The following is a 15907-nucleotide window of genomic DNA, read 5'->3' as shown; positions in this document are numbered from 1 at the left end:
ATGGAATGCTTGCTTTAATCATTTTGTTTTTAGGACTAGCATTTTTTGTTATTGGTATGGTTTATCATTTATGGGGATCAGTTTAAAAATAAATTTCGATTATACAAGTAAACGAAGACATCTTAATGGATGTCTTCGTTTCTTATACTCTTATGAATTCTTTTGAGTAGATGCTCTCCAATCACGAAAAGATGTTGGGCGTCCAGAAAAAGCTCTTTGCTTTGTAGCAGCTGGTTTTTCCTCAAGAATAGTTGATTTCTCTTCAACAGTAACTGATTTTTCTTCAAGTATAGTTAATGCTATTTGCATTTTCTCCAGCTGTTCTCTCAAAGCTTGCTGTTCAATCTTTAAATCCGTAAGTAAACGTAAAATCATTTCAGAATTAGCCATAAAGATCCTCCTTCCCCCAATACACAGAATAAAATACAATATGTAAACGGCGGAATACCGGTGACAAAAATAAGGTCGTCAACTCTTTTAAACTCCCAAGGTCCTTTTATTTTTTTAAAGGACCTGCTCCATTCATCCTTAAAAACATAAATTGAATTAAATCCATTAAATAAATGGACTTTATGGAAGGAGGAGTTAATATGGGCTATGGCGGAAGTTGTGGTGGAGGCTGTGGTTTTGGCGGCGGATTCGCCCTACTTGTTGTGCTCTTCATCTTATTAATCATCGTTGGAGCTAGCTGTTGGGGTGGCGGATTCGGCTGCTAAGTAGAGGCACTCTTGAGAGTGTCTTTTTTTTGTTTCATTTTTTCCCCTCCGATCTGTATTAGTTCTTTTTAATAATGTAAGATTTCTCATCTCATAGTAGTAAATGATTTATTTTCATATCGTCATATTTTGTCGAACGGTAATAAAGAAACGCCATCCTTTCCTATGATTCTACAGAAAGAATAGCGTATTTTTTCATTTTAGGGGATATTTTGTTTTATTAGGTTGCTAGCGATAGGGCGGTACCCCCTATAATAAATAATGCTAACATGCATTTTTAAAAAGGAAGGTCTTATAAAATGGAGAACCTTCCTTTTTTTCACGCACTGATAATGTCCGCTAATACTTATTGCGTGATGTGGTTCCATTGCTACACAGACCCTTACTTAACAAGAGGGGCTAGGCGCTGGAGCTAGACAATTCTCGAAGTCTAAAATTTTATGCTTTCTTTATTTTTAAGAAAAGCGCATGGTGCCCGACTAGCGGCGACAAGCACAAGACGGGATAAAAAGGGTCAGTCCCCGCTCCGTTAAAGTAGCGGGGGACTGACCCAAAAAATCGGAAATTAGTTTTTTATTTTCACACATTGGCCTTTCTTGGTTCTAAAATAATCTCATTTAATTTTATGTTCACTGGGTTCGCGATGGTATCTCCAACCGGGCATGTCTTTTCAATAAACGCTACAAACTCTTCAACTTTTTCTCTAGGTGCATCCGTTGCAATATGAAAGTTAAAACGAATATCAGAATAACCGCGACGAACATCAGATTTATTCATAAAGCCATCTGTGTCAAGATCACCTTCCACATCAATCCATAAATCATCAAATTCTATTTTGAACTTTCTAGCATACACACGAGCTACGATGGCTTGACAAGCACCTAATGCTGCCAAAGTCAACTCCACAGGATTCATACCAGTATCCGTTCCGCCTAATTCCTTTGGCTCATCAATAGTTACCTCAAAATTACGAGATTTAGCTTTAACTTGAATACCCTTCTGTAAATGAGCAGTAGCTTTAAATGTTGTCATCGGCATAGGTCATCTCTCCTCCTAGTTGTAGTGTAAATTTAATTTTAATATATGTTCTATCCACACTATAAATGTAAACCTTTTCATTTCAATAGTCTATGAACATATTGTGAAATATTGATAAAAATAAGTATAATAGCCCTTATATTTTCACGCTTACTTTTAAGCTTACAATCACTTAAAATCCTAATTGACTTGACTCTTGTAAAAACCCTGTCATATCGAAATTCGTCTAAAACTGTGTCATGCTCAGAACCTTTGGCGACTAGGGGTATCGCCACATCACAATCAAGCTAAGAAAAGCACATACCTCAAAACGATAAAATGAATAACTACTGTTTTTTATGAGGAGGCTGTTAACAGGGTATCCCTTTTTCGTGTCAATTTTAAAAACTTAGTTCACTATCCCGAAAAAACGAACAAAATTTCATAAGTATATTCACATCTGTTCAAACTAGAATTAATTTGTTAAAAGATATGAGGAGTGAAGAGAATGATCATTGCAAAGGTAATTGATCATACTAATAAAGAAATAAACATTACAGCAACCTTGGAAAAATCATGCGATGCCAAACGATTGAATAATGGAATTTTGTTTAGAAGTAATCACCGCATTAAGCCCGTGATGATTTAAAAATGAAAGAAAAGTTAGCAAGAATGGAAAAAACAACCCTGTTTGAAATCTTAGGCTTAATAGAGATATCAACGGAGCAACTTCCAGTGGCTTCATAAAATATGAACCAAGGGAAGTTCTATTTGAATATACTAAAATACAGGATTTCACTCGAATATTGGAAAAAGCGTTATTGTGAGTTTCTCTCTCAAAAATCACAATTTTTAAAATTGACATAGCACTTCATGCACCATATACTGTTAACAACAGTATACTGTCATTAACAGTATAAATCCCAATTCATTCTAGGAGGTATATCAATGAAACATACCGGAAGACATACAGGTGCATTTCTTTTGTTATTTTTAGCAGAAGGTGATAACTACGGCGGTCAGCTACTTCAGAAATGTGAAGAAGAACTTCCCGTCAATCCAATCGATAGTGCCATTTTATATCGCACGCTAAAGAAATTAGAAAACGAAGGAGCAATTGAATCTTACGTAAGTACAGCTCATCAAGACAAACCGAGAAAGATGTACAAAATTACTCCTGCTGGAAAAGAACAATTGGCCGATTTTCAAATGGATATTGAAGAAAAAATGAAGAACTTATCCTTTTTCTTAGACAAATATAAAGGCCTAAAGGAATCCGATCATGATTAACGGCGTGATCCTTTACACGTTAGCCATTCTTCTTACGGGGATTTCTTTTATGAAAGATCGTACTAAAACGAAAGACGCCTTAATGAAATCATGGAAAATGTTTCGAAACCTTCTCCCTGCCATGCTTTCCATCATGCTTTTCGTTGGCTTATCGCTTTCAATCTTAACGCCATCTTTCATCTCTTCTATCATTGGAGAACAGTCGGGATTTCTCGGTATCATGTATTCAGCAATACTCGGCTCCGTTGCACTCATCCCAAGCTTTGTCGTGTTTCCTCTTGGGAATACGTTAGTCCAACACGGTGCAGGCCTCCCTCAAGTTGCGGCACTTATGTCTACACTCATGGCAGTAGGAATTACAACCATTCCGATGGAGCAAAAAATATTTGGGCGAAGTTTTGCTTACGCGCGTAATGCATCAGCATTACTCATGTCTCTCCTATTCTCCTATATCATTTGGGTGGTGATGGTATGAATGAACTAAAAAGATATCGTTTCTTTTTCATTTTACTAATCGGACTTATCGTACTAACTTTTATAAACCAATCTTTAGGATGGAGCGCATTACAATTAACAGGTAATAGTATTTTAGATATGTTGTTTCTCCTCCCTCCTGTCCTAGTATTTGTAGGATTACTTGATCAATGGGTGAAGAAAGAAACGTTAATGAAATATATGGGAGAAAAATCAGGCATCTATGGTATCTTATTCTCCTTATTATTAGGCGGAATTGCAGCTGGCCCCCTCTACGTCGCCTTTCCCATCGCCGCATTACTTTTGAAAAAAGGTGCGAGCATTAAGTACATCGTATTTTTCTTAGGCGTTTGGACAACTGCGAAATTGCCGATTATCGTATATGAGTTTTCTTCATTTGGAGCGACATTTACACTTATTCATATTGGCTTCGGTCTAGTGTTCTTCTATGTAATGGGTATCATTTTTGAAAGATTCTATGATCAAAGACAGTTGCTGCAGTATGATATTACGGAAGAAATGTAAAAAGACATCTTTATCTCGTGAAGATGTCTTTTTTTAATTAACCTATAACTTCTTAAAAAAGCATAAACTCCTCATTTCTTTTAAGAATAATGATAAAAATTATTCCAAGTGTAAATGCCCCCTGGAAACCTGATATTAAACCTTTTAACTTCTGGATTCATTGAATTTGTAGAGTTTTCCATATACTGAGTTGTTTTTGGCGACATTTTCGAGAACTTTTACACTTAGAGAAAATTGTTACCGTATGACGTTACAAAAATATATAAGCTTTTTAAAAATCTTACATTTCTTATTTTTTACTATTGTATTTTCGAATATTAGAATGTAAAATATTTCAATGTAATACATAATATTGGGAAAAGGGAGAAAATCATGAAAAAATTATTAGTTTCAGCAACAGCGTTCACACTTTTAACTGTGGGGTACAGTTCTTCTGCATTTGCAGCAAAAAATCCAAACGACAAAAATTGTGGTCACTTCCAAAACAAGCAAGAAGTTATGGAGTTCTGGCACAGCAATGGATATAGCGCAACTAACGACCCTCATGGTTTAGACCGTGACAACGATGGTTTACCTTGTGAAGTAAATAAAGGGGATTACGATCAATTTGTAGCTAGTAAACAAGCTACTAAACAAGAAGAAAACAAACCACAAGAACAAACTAAACAAGAAAATACGAAGCAAGAACCTGCTAAACAAGAACAAACTAAAACTCAAACAACTGCAAATGAAACAAAGAAAGACACAAATACAGCTGTGAAAACAGAAAACAAAAAACAAGGCGAAAAATTGCCAAACACAGCATCAAATGGTGTTACAATGATGTTAGCAAGCTTAGGTTTAGCTGCAATTGGATCTGTATTAATGTTCCGTCGTAAAAAAACAAACGCGTAAAATAATTCCTTTCAAGGACAGGCTTCCCCTGTCCTTTTAAAATGGAGTGATATAAATGAAAATAAACCAATGGATAGGCTTATGTTTATTTATAATTGGAATTTCGATTTTTTCTTATTGTTTTATAGAATGGTATAGCGCTAGAAGCTCAGCGGAATCTTTAGCTACTAGTGAAATAGAGAAATATGAAACTCAAACGCCAATCACAGCACCTCCTGAAGACAATGACGATACAATAGAAACTCCTCAAAACCGTGAAGAAATTGTGCAAATTCCGTCTTCAGAAGTGAATCATCAATTAGGACAAAAAGTAGCATATTTAATCATTCCTAAAATACAAAAGAAATACTCCATATATTGGGGAGCTGATGATAAAGTACTCAAAAAAGGCGTTGGTATGTTTGTGAGTGAATTAACGACTACACCATCTGGAAATGGTCATACCGTTTTAAGTGGACATCGAGATACTGTATTTACTGGTTTAGGTCAATTAAAGGAAAACGACCAACTTATTGTGGAATACGAAAATAAGACCTACACATATAACATTAACAAACATTGGATAACAGACGCTGAAGATCGAACTGTTATTGTAGAAACAAAAGAACCTACATTAACATTAACAACGTGTTACCCTTTTAACTACATCGGCGATGCTCCAGATCGATACATCATTGAAGCGTCTTTAATTTCTACTATTTAAAAGGAGCTGTCCCACGCGTCATCTTTTGACTATGTGACAACTCCTTTTTATTTGTAAAACATTATCATATCTTTCATATATAAACCTTAATTCTCGTTCTGTAAAACCCCCGCTGCTTCTACTCCCTTTTTCTCTTCTTTTAAAAATAGCGATGCGATAAAAGCAACCACAATAAAGATTAATCCAAGTGTAAATGCACCTTGGAATCCTGATGTTAAACCATTTAACTTCTCTACTGGATCCATTGGATTTGCGGAGCTTTCCATATACTGCGTTGTTCCTGAAGACATTTTTGAAATAAATATAGCCGTACCAATCGCGCCAGCTACTTGCTGTAACGTATTAAACAGTGCTGTTCCGTGCGGATATAGATCTGGTGTTAATTGATTTAAACCGTATGTTTGTGCTGTCATGACAAACATGAGTCCAACCATTAATACGCTGTGCATGACAATAATTTGTACCATTGATGTGTCAGGCGTAATGCCTTTAAATAAGAACATTGCAATACCTACTAACACAATGCCGGGGACGATAATAACTTTCGGACTAAATTTATCAAATAATTTGCCCGCTATTGGTCCCATTACGGCACTAATAATACTTCCCGGAAGCATTATTAATCCTGATTTAAAGGCTGTAACGAGTAACACGGTTTGCAGAAACATCGGTAATAAAGTCATCGTTGAAAATAACGACATCATCACAATGACGATTAATCCAACTGATAATGTAAACATCGGAACTTTAAATGCACGTAATTCTAAAATTGGATTATCGATTTTTAATTGTCGCACGATAAAAATACATAGTGATACAAGCCCAACAATTAAAGCGCCGTACACTTTCGGATCAGACCACCCTAAGTCACCTGATGCACTAAAGCTATACACAATCCCGCCGAAGCCTAATGTTGATAAAAGAATAGATGGATAATCTACTTTCGGCCTTGTTAACTCTGAAACATTTTGAATGTACTTCATTCCAATGATAATGGAAATAATTACGATTGGAACGACAAAGTAAAATAACCAGCGCCAATTCAATGAATCAACGATTACTCCAGATAATGTAGGACCAATTGCTGGGGCTGACATCATAACGAGTGCGATTAACCCCATCGTAGCACCACGTTTTTCAGGCGGACAAATGATTAAAATCGTATTCATTAATAACGGTGAAATTAACCCCGTCGCTACTGCTTGGACAATACGCCCGACTAACAAAACGGCAAATGTCGGTGCGAAGCCAGCGATTAATGTACCGACTAAAAACGTTACCATCGCGATCAAAAACATTTGTCTCGTTGTGAGCCATTGCTGAAGTAACGCTGTAATCGGTACTAAAACACCAACAACTAACATGTATGCTGTAGAAAGCCATTGGATTGTTGAAGCTGTTACGTCAAATTCTTTCATTAATACCGTTAACGCATTACCAAGTAACGTTTCGTTTAATAACGCAACCATTGCCCCTAAAAGTAACGCAATTAAAATGGGGGTATGTTTCATTTTAGAAGTATCAACTTTGCCACTTGCAGGGCTCTTAGTTGTTATATTCATGTATTGATTCTCCTCCTGTTTTTCATTTAAAAAGCTTCCTATAAACCGGAACACATGTAATATAATATACATATGTAGATTAAAAAGGGAGAATCAATTTTCATCCATTGTATATTTAATCTACAAAAAAGGAGAATTGTAGATGAACGATAATGAAAAACAACTTGATTTACGTATTAGACGTACACATAAATTACTATGGAATTCCTTATTTGAATTAATGACGCAATCAAAGCAAAAATATAGTGCCATCACTATTAACCAAATATGCGATGGCGCGATGGTACACCGAACAACTTTTTATAAACATTTTGAAGACAAAGATGCTTTATTAGCATTTGGATTTAAACGCTATGGCGAAATGGTTGCTGAAATACCACTTTTAGATCGATTAAGTAAACCATTTCAAGTGATGGAACAATTCCTGCACCATGAAGAAATCTGTAAAATATTTGAGGCGCAAATGTCTGATGAACAATTTATTAACCGTGTACATCATTTAAGTCATGACACAAGAAAGCAAGAAACGGAAGCGTTAAATCGCCTTTGTAAAAATCATACGATGCCAAATGATTTAATTACCGAATTCTATTCAGGGGCAATTACAACATTAAGTGCGTGGTGGTTTCAAAACGAAAGAAAAGTTTCTGCAGCAGAAATGGATAGGCACTTCCATCAACTCATTAATCAAAATATTTTTCAGTTTGAAGAGGAATAACTTCAACATCAAAAAACGCCCATAGGAAAGAGGCTATTGTATGATCCGGTCCAATCGGTTTATACAATAGCCTCTTTCTTATAGAGAAAAAACCGTCGATAAATTTCCATTTAAAATATTCTGAATTAATATTAAGATATAAATGGACTATAAATTATACATAACGAGGGAATAGAAATGAGAACTCAATTAAAAGCCGATTTAATGCTACTACTAGTTACATTTTTTTGGGGTGCATCCATCCTACTTACAAAGCTTGGACTTGATGACATAGAAGAATATAATTTAATCGCATTACGATTTATTATTGCCTTTCTTTTATCAGGTTTACTATTTTACAAACATTTATTCAAGATCGATTTTAAAACTGTAAAATATGCATTCATATTAGCTTCTGTTTTATTTATCGTTTACATTTTCGCGACGTTTGGTACAAAATATACAAGTGTATCTAATGCAGGTTTTTTACTATGTCTCACAGTCATTTTCATTCCCATATTATCAGCTATCTTTTTAAAACACATTCCTGAAAAGAAAGTAATAGTAGGAATTATTTTAACGATAATCGGAATCGGCTTATTAACATTAACTAGTGAATTCAAGATCGGTAACGGTGATATATTTTGCATACTGTCTGCCTTATTTTATGCGATTCACGTCATCATTACCGGAAACGTAACGAAACATGTAAACTCAATTGCACTTGGGGTCATACAACTAGGTTTTGTCGGCCTATTTAGTCTTATTTTTTCATTCATTATAGAAACACCAAAACTTCCTAGCACAATCGACTCATGGCTCATCATATTAATCTTAAGCATATTTTGCACCGCAGTCGCATTCATTGTGCAAGTAATTGCCCAGCAATACACTACGCCTACACATACAGGACTTATCTTTTCATTAGAACCTGTCTTTTCCGCAGGCTTTGCTTTCGTCTTCACAGGTGAAACACTTACAGGGAAAGGATACTTAGGAGCGACACTTATATTACTAAGTGTGTTGATTGCTGAGGTGGATTTTAAGGGGGTGTTGCGGGTTGGTTATAAGAAGAATGTGGAGTAGGTAACTAATGAGAGGATTCATTTGCATGATCCTCTTACCCTAAGCGCAATTCTAACTGCAGCATATCTTACTATGCTTTTTATTTAGCGACAGGAACTTTATTTCCTGTTGCTGATGTTCGTTTAAAATAAAGCTCAATCAGAAATGTTTTACAACCCCTTATTTAAGAAGCCATTTTGAAAAAAGTTTAATCAAAACTCTCATTGATTGACATGGTATGTGAATATTTGCTTGCTATTGGAGGGATTTCCTAATGGTTAATGATATACAACAACTTCTTCAAGAACATAGACAATTTTTCCATCATGATCATACTAGAAGTCTTCAATTTCGGATTAAACAATTAGAAAAGCTAAAATACTCCATTCGAAAATATGAAAGTCAAGTGCTGAGCGCATTATATCAAGATTTACACAAAAGCGAGTTTGAAGCATACGCTGCAGAAGTTGGCTTCGCATTTAACAGTATCAATTTTATAATAAAATACCTAAAACAGTGGATGAAACCTCAAAAAGTAAAAACACCTATTCATTTTGCACCATCCAAAAGCTACATAATAAAAGAGCCATATGGTACCGTGCTAATTATTGGACCTTTTAATTATCCATTCCAATCAATAATTGAACCTCTCATTGGGGCAATTGCGGCAGGAAATTGTGTAGTTCTCAAGCCTTCAGAAAATGCACCTAATGTTTCAGCTGTTATTAACAAAATGATAAGTGAAACATTTGATAAACAATACATCCGTGTAATTGAAGGAGGCCGGGAAATCACTTCTTTATTGATTCATGAACCATTTGACCATATCTTTTTTACTGGTAGCATTCAAGTTGGAAAGATTGTCATGGAAGCTGCAGCAAAAAACCTTGTACCAGTAACATTAGAACTTGGCGGAAAAGGACCAGCCATTGTCGATGAAACTGCCAACCTCGATATAGCAGCTAAGCGCATTATCTGGGGAAAATTCATAAATGCTGGCCAATCCTGTATTGCCCCTGATTATGTTATTGTACATAAATCTGTCAAAGTAAAACTAATTTCGAAAATGAAAGAAATCATTACAAACTTTTATGGATCAGATGTATTAAAAAGCGATGATTACGGCCGAATTATTAATGAGAGACAATTCGATAGACTTATTTCTATATTAGAACAAGACAAAAATCATATAGTATTTGGTGGGAATTCATCTAGAAGCCATTTATATATTGAACCAACACTTCTTGAAGTAAAATCATGGGATAATGCAGCTATGAAAGAAGAAATTTTCGGACCGATTTTACCAATTATGGATTACAATGATTTAGATGAAGTCATTCATATGGTTAACACCCATCCCAAACCGTTAGCTTTGTATGTATTTACTGAAAATAAAAATGTTGAAAAGCAGATATTAGGACGAATTTCTTTTGGAGGAGGATGCGTCAACGATACGATGTCACATATGGCTAATCTCCACTTACCTTTTGGCGGGGTAGGAAATGCAGGATTCGGTGCCTATCATGGCAAACATGGTTTTGATGCTTTTTCACATCGTAAAAGCATTTTAAAGAGAAGCTCAAGGATAGATTTAGGGCTTGTATTTCCACCGTATAGGAACAAAATTAAAATTTTGCGAAAGATTTTTAAGTAATAGGTTTGTTAAACATTAATGTTGATATAAAAAAAGAAAGAATAAAGGGAATCCAGTAGAATGGACTCCCTTTGCCTTATAACAACCTAATCCCTTGCATTTATTCCAAGCTTTGTCGTATTTCCTCTTGGTCATACATTAGTCCAACACGGTACAGGCCTGCAGCACTTATGTCCATATTAATGTCAGAACGCATAAAAAAAGGGCAATAACGGACATTGCTCCTCTGTTAATGGGATAAACGCTTCTCCCACTCTTTCACCTTTTCAATTGTTACATCTAATTTCTTAGCCACTTCTTCTATACTCATTCCCTTAAAGAGCATTCCAGCTGCCGAAAGTGCTTTATCAATTTCTTCTTGCTTCTCCTGTTCATATAAACGACCCACTTTTGTCATTCGTAACCACTCCTTTACTTTTTTCGCGTATTCTTCATCAATAAATTTATCTGTAGCTACAAGAATTCTAGCAATAACTTGAATTTGTTCTTGCTCATCGGAGATACATTTTGCTACTTCTATCGTTTTTTCAATTAATATTTGTCTTTTTTCTCTACTATGCATAAGTGGTACAAGTATTAATTTCATGGTTTCTTCATCCGTCAAAGATTTTCCTTCTTCCATTTTTTTAATAACCTTTTGAAGAATAGCATCACCATTGTATTCACTTAGTAAAACCGCTTTGGAATTTAAACGTATACTACATACATCTATTTCTTCTATCGGATTCATTACCTCACTTGTATAAATAACCACGATTCGAATATCCGGTAACTCTTTATTCTTATTATAATAACGATACATAATTTGATTCGCATAATCCATATGCTTCAAGCCCTTTATCCCTATAACATTCACTTAAAAACTTCATAAGAATATCTTTATTATGATAAGAAATATCATTCCCTGCCAATAGCTAATCCCCCTTAACTATTAGTTACCATTTTCTTTATTATATAACTTATGAAATTAGCGTTACAACTTTGGTTCACATGCAAATACTATTTTCAAAACAACTACTTCACCCTCTCCACAAACCGCCCAAACTCCTTCAAAAATCGCAGTTTAAAACTGCCCACAGGTCCATTCCGATGCTTCGCCACATGGATCTCCGTCATCTCTTTCTGCTTCGTTTCCTTATCGTAATAATCTTCTCGATACATAAGCATAATGACATCCGCATCTTGCTCAATTTGTCCCGTCTCTCTTAGATCAGATAAAAGCGGGCGCTTATCTTGACGTGACTCTACAGAACGAGACAATTGCGACAACGCTACTACACAAACATTCAAATCACGCGCTAATAACTTAAGCTTACGAGAAATCTCACTAATCTCCTGAAATCGATTGCCCTTATGCTTCGGATCACCCGTAATAAGCTGCAAATAATCTACAATGACTAAAAGCTTTTTATCACCGTGCTTCCGCTTTAACTTACGAGTTTGCATCCAAATATCTTGCACTGTAACCCCTGCATTGTCGTAAATCTCAAGCGGCAGTTCACCAATCTCTGCAAACGCCATACTCACCTTTTCCCAATCTTCCATCGCAAAACGATGCTTCGGATTTTTCAGCCTACCTCCTGACACTTCCCCTACACAAGACGCCATCCTTTTTAACAATTGCTTACTACTCATCTCTAACGAAAACAATCCAACCGCCGCTCCAGACTTCGCCGCATGCATGCCAACATTTAGCGCAAACGCAGTCTTCCCCATAGAAGGACGCGCACCAAGAACGACAAAATCACCTTCCTGCAATCCGCACGTCATTTTATTTAGCGACGTATAACCAGTCTCAATACCCGTAATCTCTTTCTCATCTTGATGAAGTTCTTCATACAAACCAACTAACGCATCCTTCAAATCAAACTCACATACGCAGTCCTTTTCCTCTAACTCACAAAGTGCCGTAATCGTCTCACCAATAATTTTCTCATTCTTCTCCGCAATAAGACGCTCTCCCATCTTGTGCCCGAGAACACCCGCCTGATACATTTTCCAAGCACCTCGAACAAGCCCTTCGTAATAAGAGAAGTTAGCAGTCGTAGGCACACCATCCATTAATCCTATAAAATACTCCATCCCCCCGATCCCCTTCAAAAAATTCGGATCTACCCTAGAAATGAGCGTCACAAGATCAATCGGTTGCCCCTCATCTTCCATTTTTCGCATTAACTGAAATATAGACTTATGCACTGGCATAGAAAAATACTGCTCCGTCAAACGGCACTCCTTAATAAGCTCTCCATCAAGTAATAGAGAACCTAACACCGTCTTCTCCGCCTCTACATTTTGAATACTCATGGCCGCCACCCGCGCTCCGCTAAAAAGCGCTGCAACTCTTCCTCAGACGGCACATTCTTCTCCCACTCCTCACACTTCGCCAAAAAATTCTCCGTCTCCTTCGTACTAACAGACGACCCCTTCTTCCGAAAATTCGCAGCATCCGCCTCAACCTCAGACACTTTCGTAAATCCTTTCCCGTGCCATCCCCGCAAAATCCCCTTCACATAAGCCATCTTCCGATTTTTATTCTCATACGAAATTTGAAGAGCCTTCAGCACCAGCTCCTCTGATAACTCAACCATCCACGCATTCAATTCCTCTACCGTAAACGGAGATAAACTACCGAAATGTTGCTCATAAAACATGAACACCTTACTTCCCATTTCTTTCTGGGCAACCTCTTCTTCCTCTTCCGTCTCCTCGCAAACTGGATCAACATCATCCATAGCCAAATCACCAGGCATACCGAAATGTGCTAAAAGCATCGGAACATTCAGCTCCTCCTCCGCACACTTCTGAAGAAACATATGTACAAACTCCTTATTCTTCACACCCTTAAGCTCACGAAGCACACACTTCTCCACATTCGTATTCGTCACAGGATTATAACGAAGCCAATTTAAAACAAATAACTCCCTCGTATCCGCATCATAAAGAATCTTCCCATAATCAACAAAACGCTGCAAAAGCTTATCAACAGTCTCCCTGTTATAACCAGTCTCCATCTCAGCTAACCGCTTCGGAAAAGGAAAAATCCCACACTGAGTCGTCTTCGAACAAGTCAACAAATAAACATAAAAATACCGCTCCTCCGGCGTCAAATCCAAAACAAAATCATCCTGCCAAAAATTCACCTGCACATTACGATACACCGCCATCCAAATTCCTCCCGTCCTCATTCAAAATGTAAAGCCCCTTTGTAATATATATAGGCGGGAGGGCCGGGTTTTTGGCGTGTTATTTCAAAATTTTTTTGACTACTACTACGGTGTTTGTTGGTGTTTTTGTTTTTGTTGTGTTTTTTCTTAGTGATTTATTACTTGGTAGGGGCTTGTAATGGGCTTAGGAGGGGTTAGTTTGATTAGAAAGTTCTATTTTGGAAGGGGATTCGTTCTTTTGCTTTCTTTTTATGGATTTTGTTGATTTCTTTTAGTGTTGTGCCTTCGTATTCGGCTAGGGCGTTTATTAGTTCTAGTAGGTCGGAGAGTTCTTCGAGTTTATCGGGTTTTGTTTTTGCTTCGATGTATTCTGTTAGTTCTTCTTCTGTTTTTTTGCAGATTTCTTTTATGTATTCGTCTTTGGGTAGGATTCTTGTTGTGGGTGTTTTTCCGTTGTTTTTTATTATTTGTGGGATTTTGTTTCGGATTAGTTTGTTGTAGGTTGGCATGGGATTTTTCCTCCATTTGGTTTTTCTTCTATTTCTTTTTTCATCACCTATTCGCCTTCCAATGCATACTTATCTTCTTTAAATAACGGAATCCGTATCAAATAACGATACAGTTCGTCGCGTATTACTTTCCACGCAACAATGATCACTTGAACTACCTCAAAAGCAAACACAATCCAAAACAAAACATCACTAATACGTGAACTAATATTAAATAGAAGAAAGATTAACAAATTAAAGTTGAACGCCTTCGGCAATGATATTTGTACACCTCATTTTTACATGCCAGTGTGATGTACATAAATAATGGTGAAAAGATTCCTATTGCAGCCGAGAATAGTAGCATGATGATGGTGTTTCTGTGTTCCTTTGTGGTGGTTTTCATGGTAGATTCCCCCTTTTTTGTTTTGTTTTCTTTAGGTTAGGGGGTGACCTTGGGGGAAGTGCGAGGGGAATATATAGAAAAAATTTGGTATCACTAATATAGAGGTAAAATAAGACCTTTACCTTGACAGGGTGGAGGTCATCATTTAAGATTTCACATCCATGTTATTTACAAATAAAAAAAGAGCATATACCCCATATGCTCTTCTTCCCATAGTAAACAATACACTTTATCCAGTATATTTAATAATTGCATCTACTATCGAACATCCATCATTTTCAACAATTTCTCCACTTCACCTAAAACTCCCATCGTTCCAGGAATATCAATTCTTCCTTTTCCATCTCCTACTCTATAATCCCTCACCACAGCAACCGTCATATATCGCCCATTACCAAACCTAGGTTTCTCCACATTAAAAGAATAATTATGACTTCGTTCGATTAGCGCTTTACTCCACTTATCCCTAAGTTCTTTTCTTCTATCCTTATCAGCAACATATATTTTAAAACATAAACGTCCTTCTTCTAACTGCAAATACTGCTTACAATTATTATCTTCTTGTTCATTCCACCATAAGGCATAGAATCCACCATTCGGATTAGCTACATATCCATATTGACCTTTGATCCCACGTTGCTTTAATTCCTCATAAAATCCTTCCCAGGCTTCGCCTTTCCACTCGCTTAACGACAGTGTCTTATATGAATCATATTTTTGATCTATTTCTCTTAAATAAAAATAGTAATCTAAAAATATTTGATTCTGCACGCCTCTATCTATATTTTCTTGTAAAAATTCAAGCATTTGTTTTCTTGTAAACAACATATACTTTGCATCAATTACTGCTGAATAATCACTTTGATTACCTATTTTATAATAGATAGGCAACAGGTCATTTTCTTCATATTTTTTAAATTTCATTACATCTTCATAATAACGCTTTAGTTGATTAGAATGTTCTTTTGTATACGTTTTATCTTCAATTAAAATAGCCTGATTACCGTTAATTTCAATAAATATATCTAAACCTTTAAATTGTTTCGTAATCTTAATTTCTTTAATAGCGGCTGGAAAGGTCTTTTTATGTAAATCATATATTCTTCTAATAAAACCTATGCTGGCCTCATATAAGCATTCATCGGTTTCTTTATAAATTGGGTTCGCCCACTCTGCTAGCCAACAAATAAAAGCATCTTGCGACAACTCACTTGTTCCATATGAAAATAAATTCGGTCTCTTATCCATTATT

General features: G+C 36.2%; 17 protein-coding genes and 2 pseudogenes. 10 read left to right on the top strand and 9 right to left on the bottom strand.

Annotated features, from left to right (window positions below):
- Window positions 1-150: 150 nt before the first annotated feature.
- Window positions 151-390, bottom strand: coding sequence for a preprotein translocase (locus tag COC96_RS10970; protein ID WP_142339989.1), 240 nt, complete (start codon window positions 388-390; stop codon window positions 151-153).
- 200 nt (window positions 391-590) lie between these two features.
- Between COC96_RS10970 and COC96_RS10965 the strand changes: the two genes are divergently transcribed.
- Window positions 591-716, top strand: coding sequence for a YjcZ family sporulation protein (locus COC96_RS10965; protein ID WP_000540377.1), 126 nt, complete (start codon window positions 591-593; stop codon window positions 714-716).
- A 579-nt stretch (window positions 717-1295) separates the two neighbouring features.
- On the opposite strand, the gene COC96_RS10960 is transcribed toward COC96_RS10965, so the two are convergent.
- On the bottom strand, window positions 1296-1754 hold the full coding sequence (locus COC96_RS10960; protein WP_098269609.1) for an OsmC family protein: 459 nt from the start codon (window positions 1752-1754) through the stop codon (window positions 1296-1298).
- A 487-nt stretch (window positions 1755-2241) separates the two neighbouring features.
- Here COC96_RS10960 and COC96_RS27535 point away from each other — a divergent pair, with 487 nt between their 5' ends.
- The 6 genes from COC96_RS27535 (at window position 2242) to COC96_RS10935 (ending at window position 5619) form a co-directional block, all read left to right on the top strand.
- The gene (locus tag COC96_RS27535) at window positions 2242-2382 is read left to right on the top strand and encodes a hypothetical protein (RefSeq protein WP_176538794.1); all 141 of its coding nucleotides are present in this window, start codon (window positions 2242-2244) and stop codon (window positions 2380-2382) included.
- Window positions 2383-2681: 299 nt separating this feature from the next.
- Window positions 2682-3023 carry a PadR family transcriptional regulator gene (locus COC96_RS10955; protein WP_098768790.1) on the top strand — a complete coding sequence of 114 codons (342 nt, stop codon included), beginning with the start codon at window positions 2682-2684 and terminating at the stop codon, window positions 3021-3023.
- Complete coding sequence (locus tag COC96_RS10950; protein ID WP_098768789.1) at window positions 3016-3498, top strand: hypothetical protein; 483 nt, start codon at window positions 3016-3018, stop codon at window positions 3496-3498. Before COC96_RS10955 ends, COC96_RS10950 begins: the two co-directional genes overlap by 8 nt.
- On the top strand, window positions 3495-4022 hold the full coding sequence (locus COC96_RS10945) for a permease (RefSeq protein WP_142339988.1): 528 nt from the start codon (window positions 3495-3497) through the stop codon (window positions 4020-4022). Before COC96_RS10950 ends, COC96_RS10945 begins: the two co-directional genes overlap by 4 nt.
- A gap of 372 nt (window positions 4023-4394) precedes the next feature.
- Window positions 4395-4916, top strand: a complete 522-nt coding sequence (locus COC96_RS10940) for an excalibur calcium-binding domain-containing protein (protein ID WP_098768787.1) — start codon at window positions 4395-4397, stop codon at window positions 4914-4916.
- Between the two features lie 55 nt (window positions 4917-4971).
- Entirely contained in the window at window positions 4972-5619 is a 648-nt protein-coding gene (locus tag COC96_RS10935; protein ID WP_098269605.1) for a class D sortase, read from the top strand.
- A gap of 86 nt (window positions 5620-5705) precedes the next feature.
- Here the strand turns inward: COC96_RS10935 and COC96_RS10930 are convergent, their stop codons facing one another.
- Window positions 5706-7181 (bottom strand): MDR family MFS transporter, encoded by a 1476-nt coding sequence (locus COC96_RS10930; RefSeq protein WP_098768786.1) that lies wholly within the window; start codon window positions 7179-7181, stop codon window positions 5706-5708.
- A 142-nt stretch (window positions 7182-7323) separates the two neighbouring features.
- Here COC96_RS10930 and COC96_RS10925 point away from each other — a divergent pair, with 142 nt between their 5' ends.
- The 3 genes from COC96_RS10925 to COC96_RS10915 all read left to right on the top strand — a co-directional run bounded on the left by COC96_RS10925 (window position 7324) and on the right by COC96_RS10915 (window position 10597).
- Window positions 7324-7899, top strand: coding sequence for a TetR/AcrR family transcriptional regulator (locus COC96_RS10925; protein WP_098768785.1), 576 nt, complete (start codon window positions 7324-7326; stop codon window positions 7897-7899).
- Between the two features lie 177 nt (window positions 7900-8076).
- Entirely contained in the window at window positions 8077-8964 is an 888-nt protein-coding gene (locus COC96_RS10920) for a DMT family transporter (RefSeq protein ID WP_098768784.1), read from the top strand.
- Between the two features lie 253 nt (window positions 8965-9217).
- The gene (locus COC96_RS10915) at window positions 9218-10597 is read left to right on the top strand and encodes an aldehyde dehydrogenase (RefSeq protein WP_098269601.1); all 1380 of its coding nucleotides are present in this window, start codon (window positions 9218-9220) and stop codon (window positions 10595-10597) included.
- A gap of 229 nt (window positions 10598-10826) precedes the next feature.
- Here COC96_RS10915 and COC96_RS10910 read toward each other — a convergent pair.
- The 6 genes and pseudogenes from COC96_RS10910 to COC96_RS10885 form a co-directional block, all read right to left on the bottom strand.
- Window positions 10827-11508 (bottom strand): annotated as a pseudogene (locus tag COC96_RS10910) (transcriptional regulator).
- A 103-nt stretch (window positions 11509-11611) separates the two neighbouring features.
- Window positions 11612-12901, bottom strand: a complete 1290-nt coding sequence (gene dnaB / locus COC96_RS10905) for a replicative DNA helicase (protein ID WP_098768783.1) — start codon at window positions 12899-12901, stop codon at window positions 11612-11614.
- Window positions 12898-13761 (bottom strand): DnaD domain-containing protein, encoded by an 864-nt coding sequence (locus tag COC96_RS10900; protein WP_098768782.1) that lies wholly within the window; start codon window positions 13759-13761, stop codon window positions 12898-12900. The genes dnaB and COC96_RS10900 overlap by 4 nt, the downstream gene beginning before the upstream one ends.
- Window positions 13762-13964: 203 nt before the next feature.
- Window positions 13965-14270 carry a nucleoside triphosphate pyrophosphohydrolase gene (locus tag COC96_RS10895; RefSeq protein ID WP_098768781.1) on the bottom strand — a complete coding sequence of 102 codons (306 nt, stop codon included), beginning with the start codon at window positions 14268-14270 and terminating at the stop codon, window positions 13965-13967.
- A gap of 47 nt (window positions 14271-14317) precedes the next feature.
- Window positions 14318-14655: pseudogene (locus COC96_RS27995) on the bottom strand (DUF4870 domain-containing protein).
- 258 nt (window positions 14656-14913) lie between these two features.
- A complete protein-coding gene (locus COC96_RS10885; RefSeq protein ID WP_098768780.1) occupies window positions 14914-15903 on the bottom strand; it encodes a PD-(D/E)XK nuclease family protein in 990 nt (329 codons plus the stop codon).
- Window positions 15904-15907 lie beyond the last annotated feature (4 nt).

The sequence above is a fragment of the Bacillus cereus genome, from assembly GCF_002577405.1.
Lineage (GTDB): Bacteria > Bacillota > Bacilli > Bacillales > Bacillaceae_G > Bacillus_A > Bacillus_A cereus_AU.
This window is presented reverse-complemented; position numbering and strand designations above follow the sequence as displayed.

Bases quoted from the DNA above. Each gene is read 5' to 3' on its own strand.
- COC96_RS10970 (WP_142339989.1), bottom strand. From the start codon at position 390: ATGGCTAATTCTGAAATGATTTTACGTTTACTTACGGATTTAAAGATT.
- COC96_RS10965 (WP_000540377.1), top strand. From the start codon at position 591: ATGGGCTATGGCGGAAGTTGTGGTGGAGGCTGTGGTTTTGGCGGCGGA.
- COC96_RS10960 (WP_098269609.1), bottom strand. From the start codon at position 1,754: ATGCCGATGACAACATTTAAAGCTACTGCTCATTTACAGAAGGGTATT.
- COC96_RS27535 (WP_176538794.1), top strand. From the start codon at position 2,242: ATGATCATTGCAAAGGTAATTGATCATACTAATAAAGAAATAAACATT.
- COC96_RS10955 (WP_098768790.1), top strand. From the start codon at position 2,682: ATGAAACATACCGGAAGACATACAGGTGCATTTCTTTTGTTATTTTTA.
- COC96_RS10950 (WP_098768789.1), top strand. From the start codon at position 3,016: ATGATTAACGGCGTGATCCTTTACACGTTAGCCATTCTTCTTACGGGG.
- COC96_RS10945 (WP_142339988.1), top strand. From the start codon at position 3,495: ATGAATGAACTAAAAAGATATCGTTTCTTTTTCATTTTACTAATCGGA.
- COC96_RS10940 (WP_098768787.1), top strand. From the start codon at position 4,395: ATGAAAAAATTATTAGTTTCAGCAACAGCGTTCACACTTTTAACTGTG.
- COC96_RS10935 (WP_098269605.1), top strand. From the start codon at position 4,972: ATGAAAATAAACCAATGGATAGGCTTATGTTTATTTATAATTGGAATT.
- COC96_RS10930 (WP_098768786.1), bottom strand. From the start codon at position 7,181: ATGAATATAACAACTAAGAGCCCTGCAAGTGGCAAAGTTGATACTTCT.
- COC96_RS10925 (WP_098768785.1), top strand. From the start codon at position 7,324: ATGAACGATAATGAAAAACAACTTGATTTACGTATTAGACGTACACAT.
- COC96_RS10920 (WP_098768784.1), top strand. From the start codon at position 8,077: ATGAGAACTCAATTAAAAGCCGATTTAATGCTACTACTAGTTACATTT.
- COC96_RS10915 (WP_098269601.1), top strand. From the start codon at position 9,218: ATGGTTAATGATATACAACAACTTCTTCAAGAACATAGACAATTTTTC.
- dnaB (WP_098768783.1), bottom strand. From the start codon at position 12,901: ATGAGTATTCAAAATGTAGAGGCGGAGAAGACGGTGTTAGGTTCTCTA.
- COC96_RS10900 (WP_098768782.1), bottom strand. From the start codon at position 13,761: ATGGCGGTGTATCGTAATGTGCAGGTGAATTTTTGGCAGGATGATTTT.
- COC96_RS10895 (WP_098768781.1), bottom strand. From the start codon at position 14,270: ATGCCAACCTACAACAAACTAATCCGAAACAAAATCCCACAAATAATA.
- COC96_RS10885 (WP_098768780.1), bottom strand. From the start codon at position 15,903: ATGGATAAGAGACCGAATTTATTTTCATATGGAACAAGTGAGTTGTCG.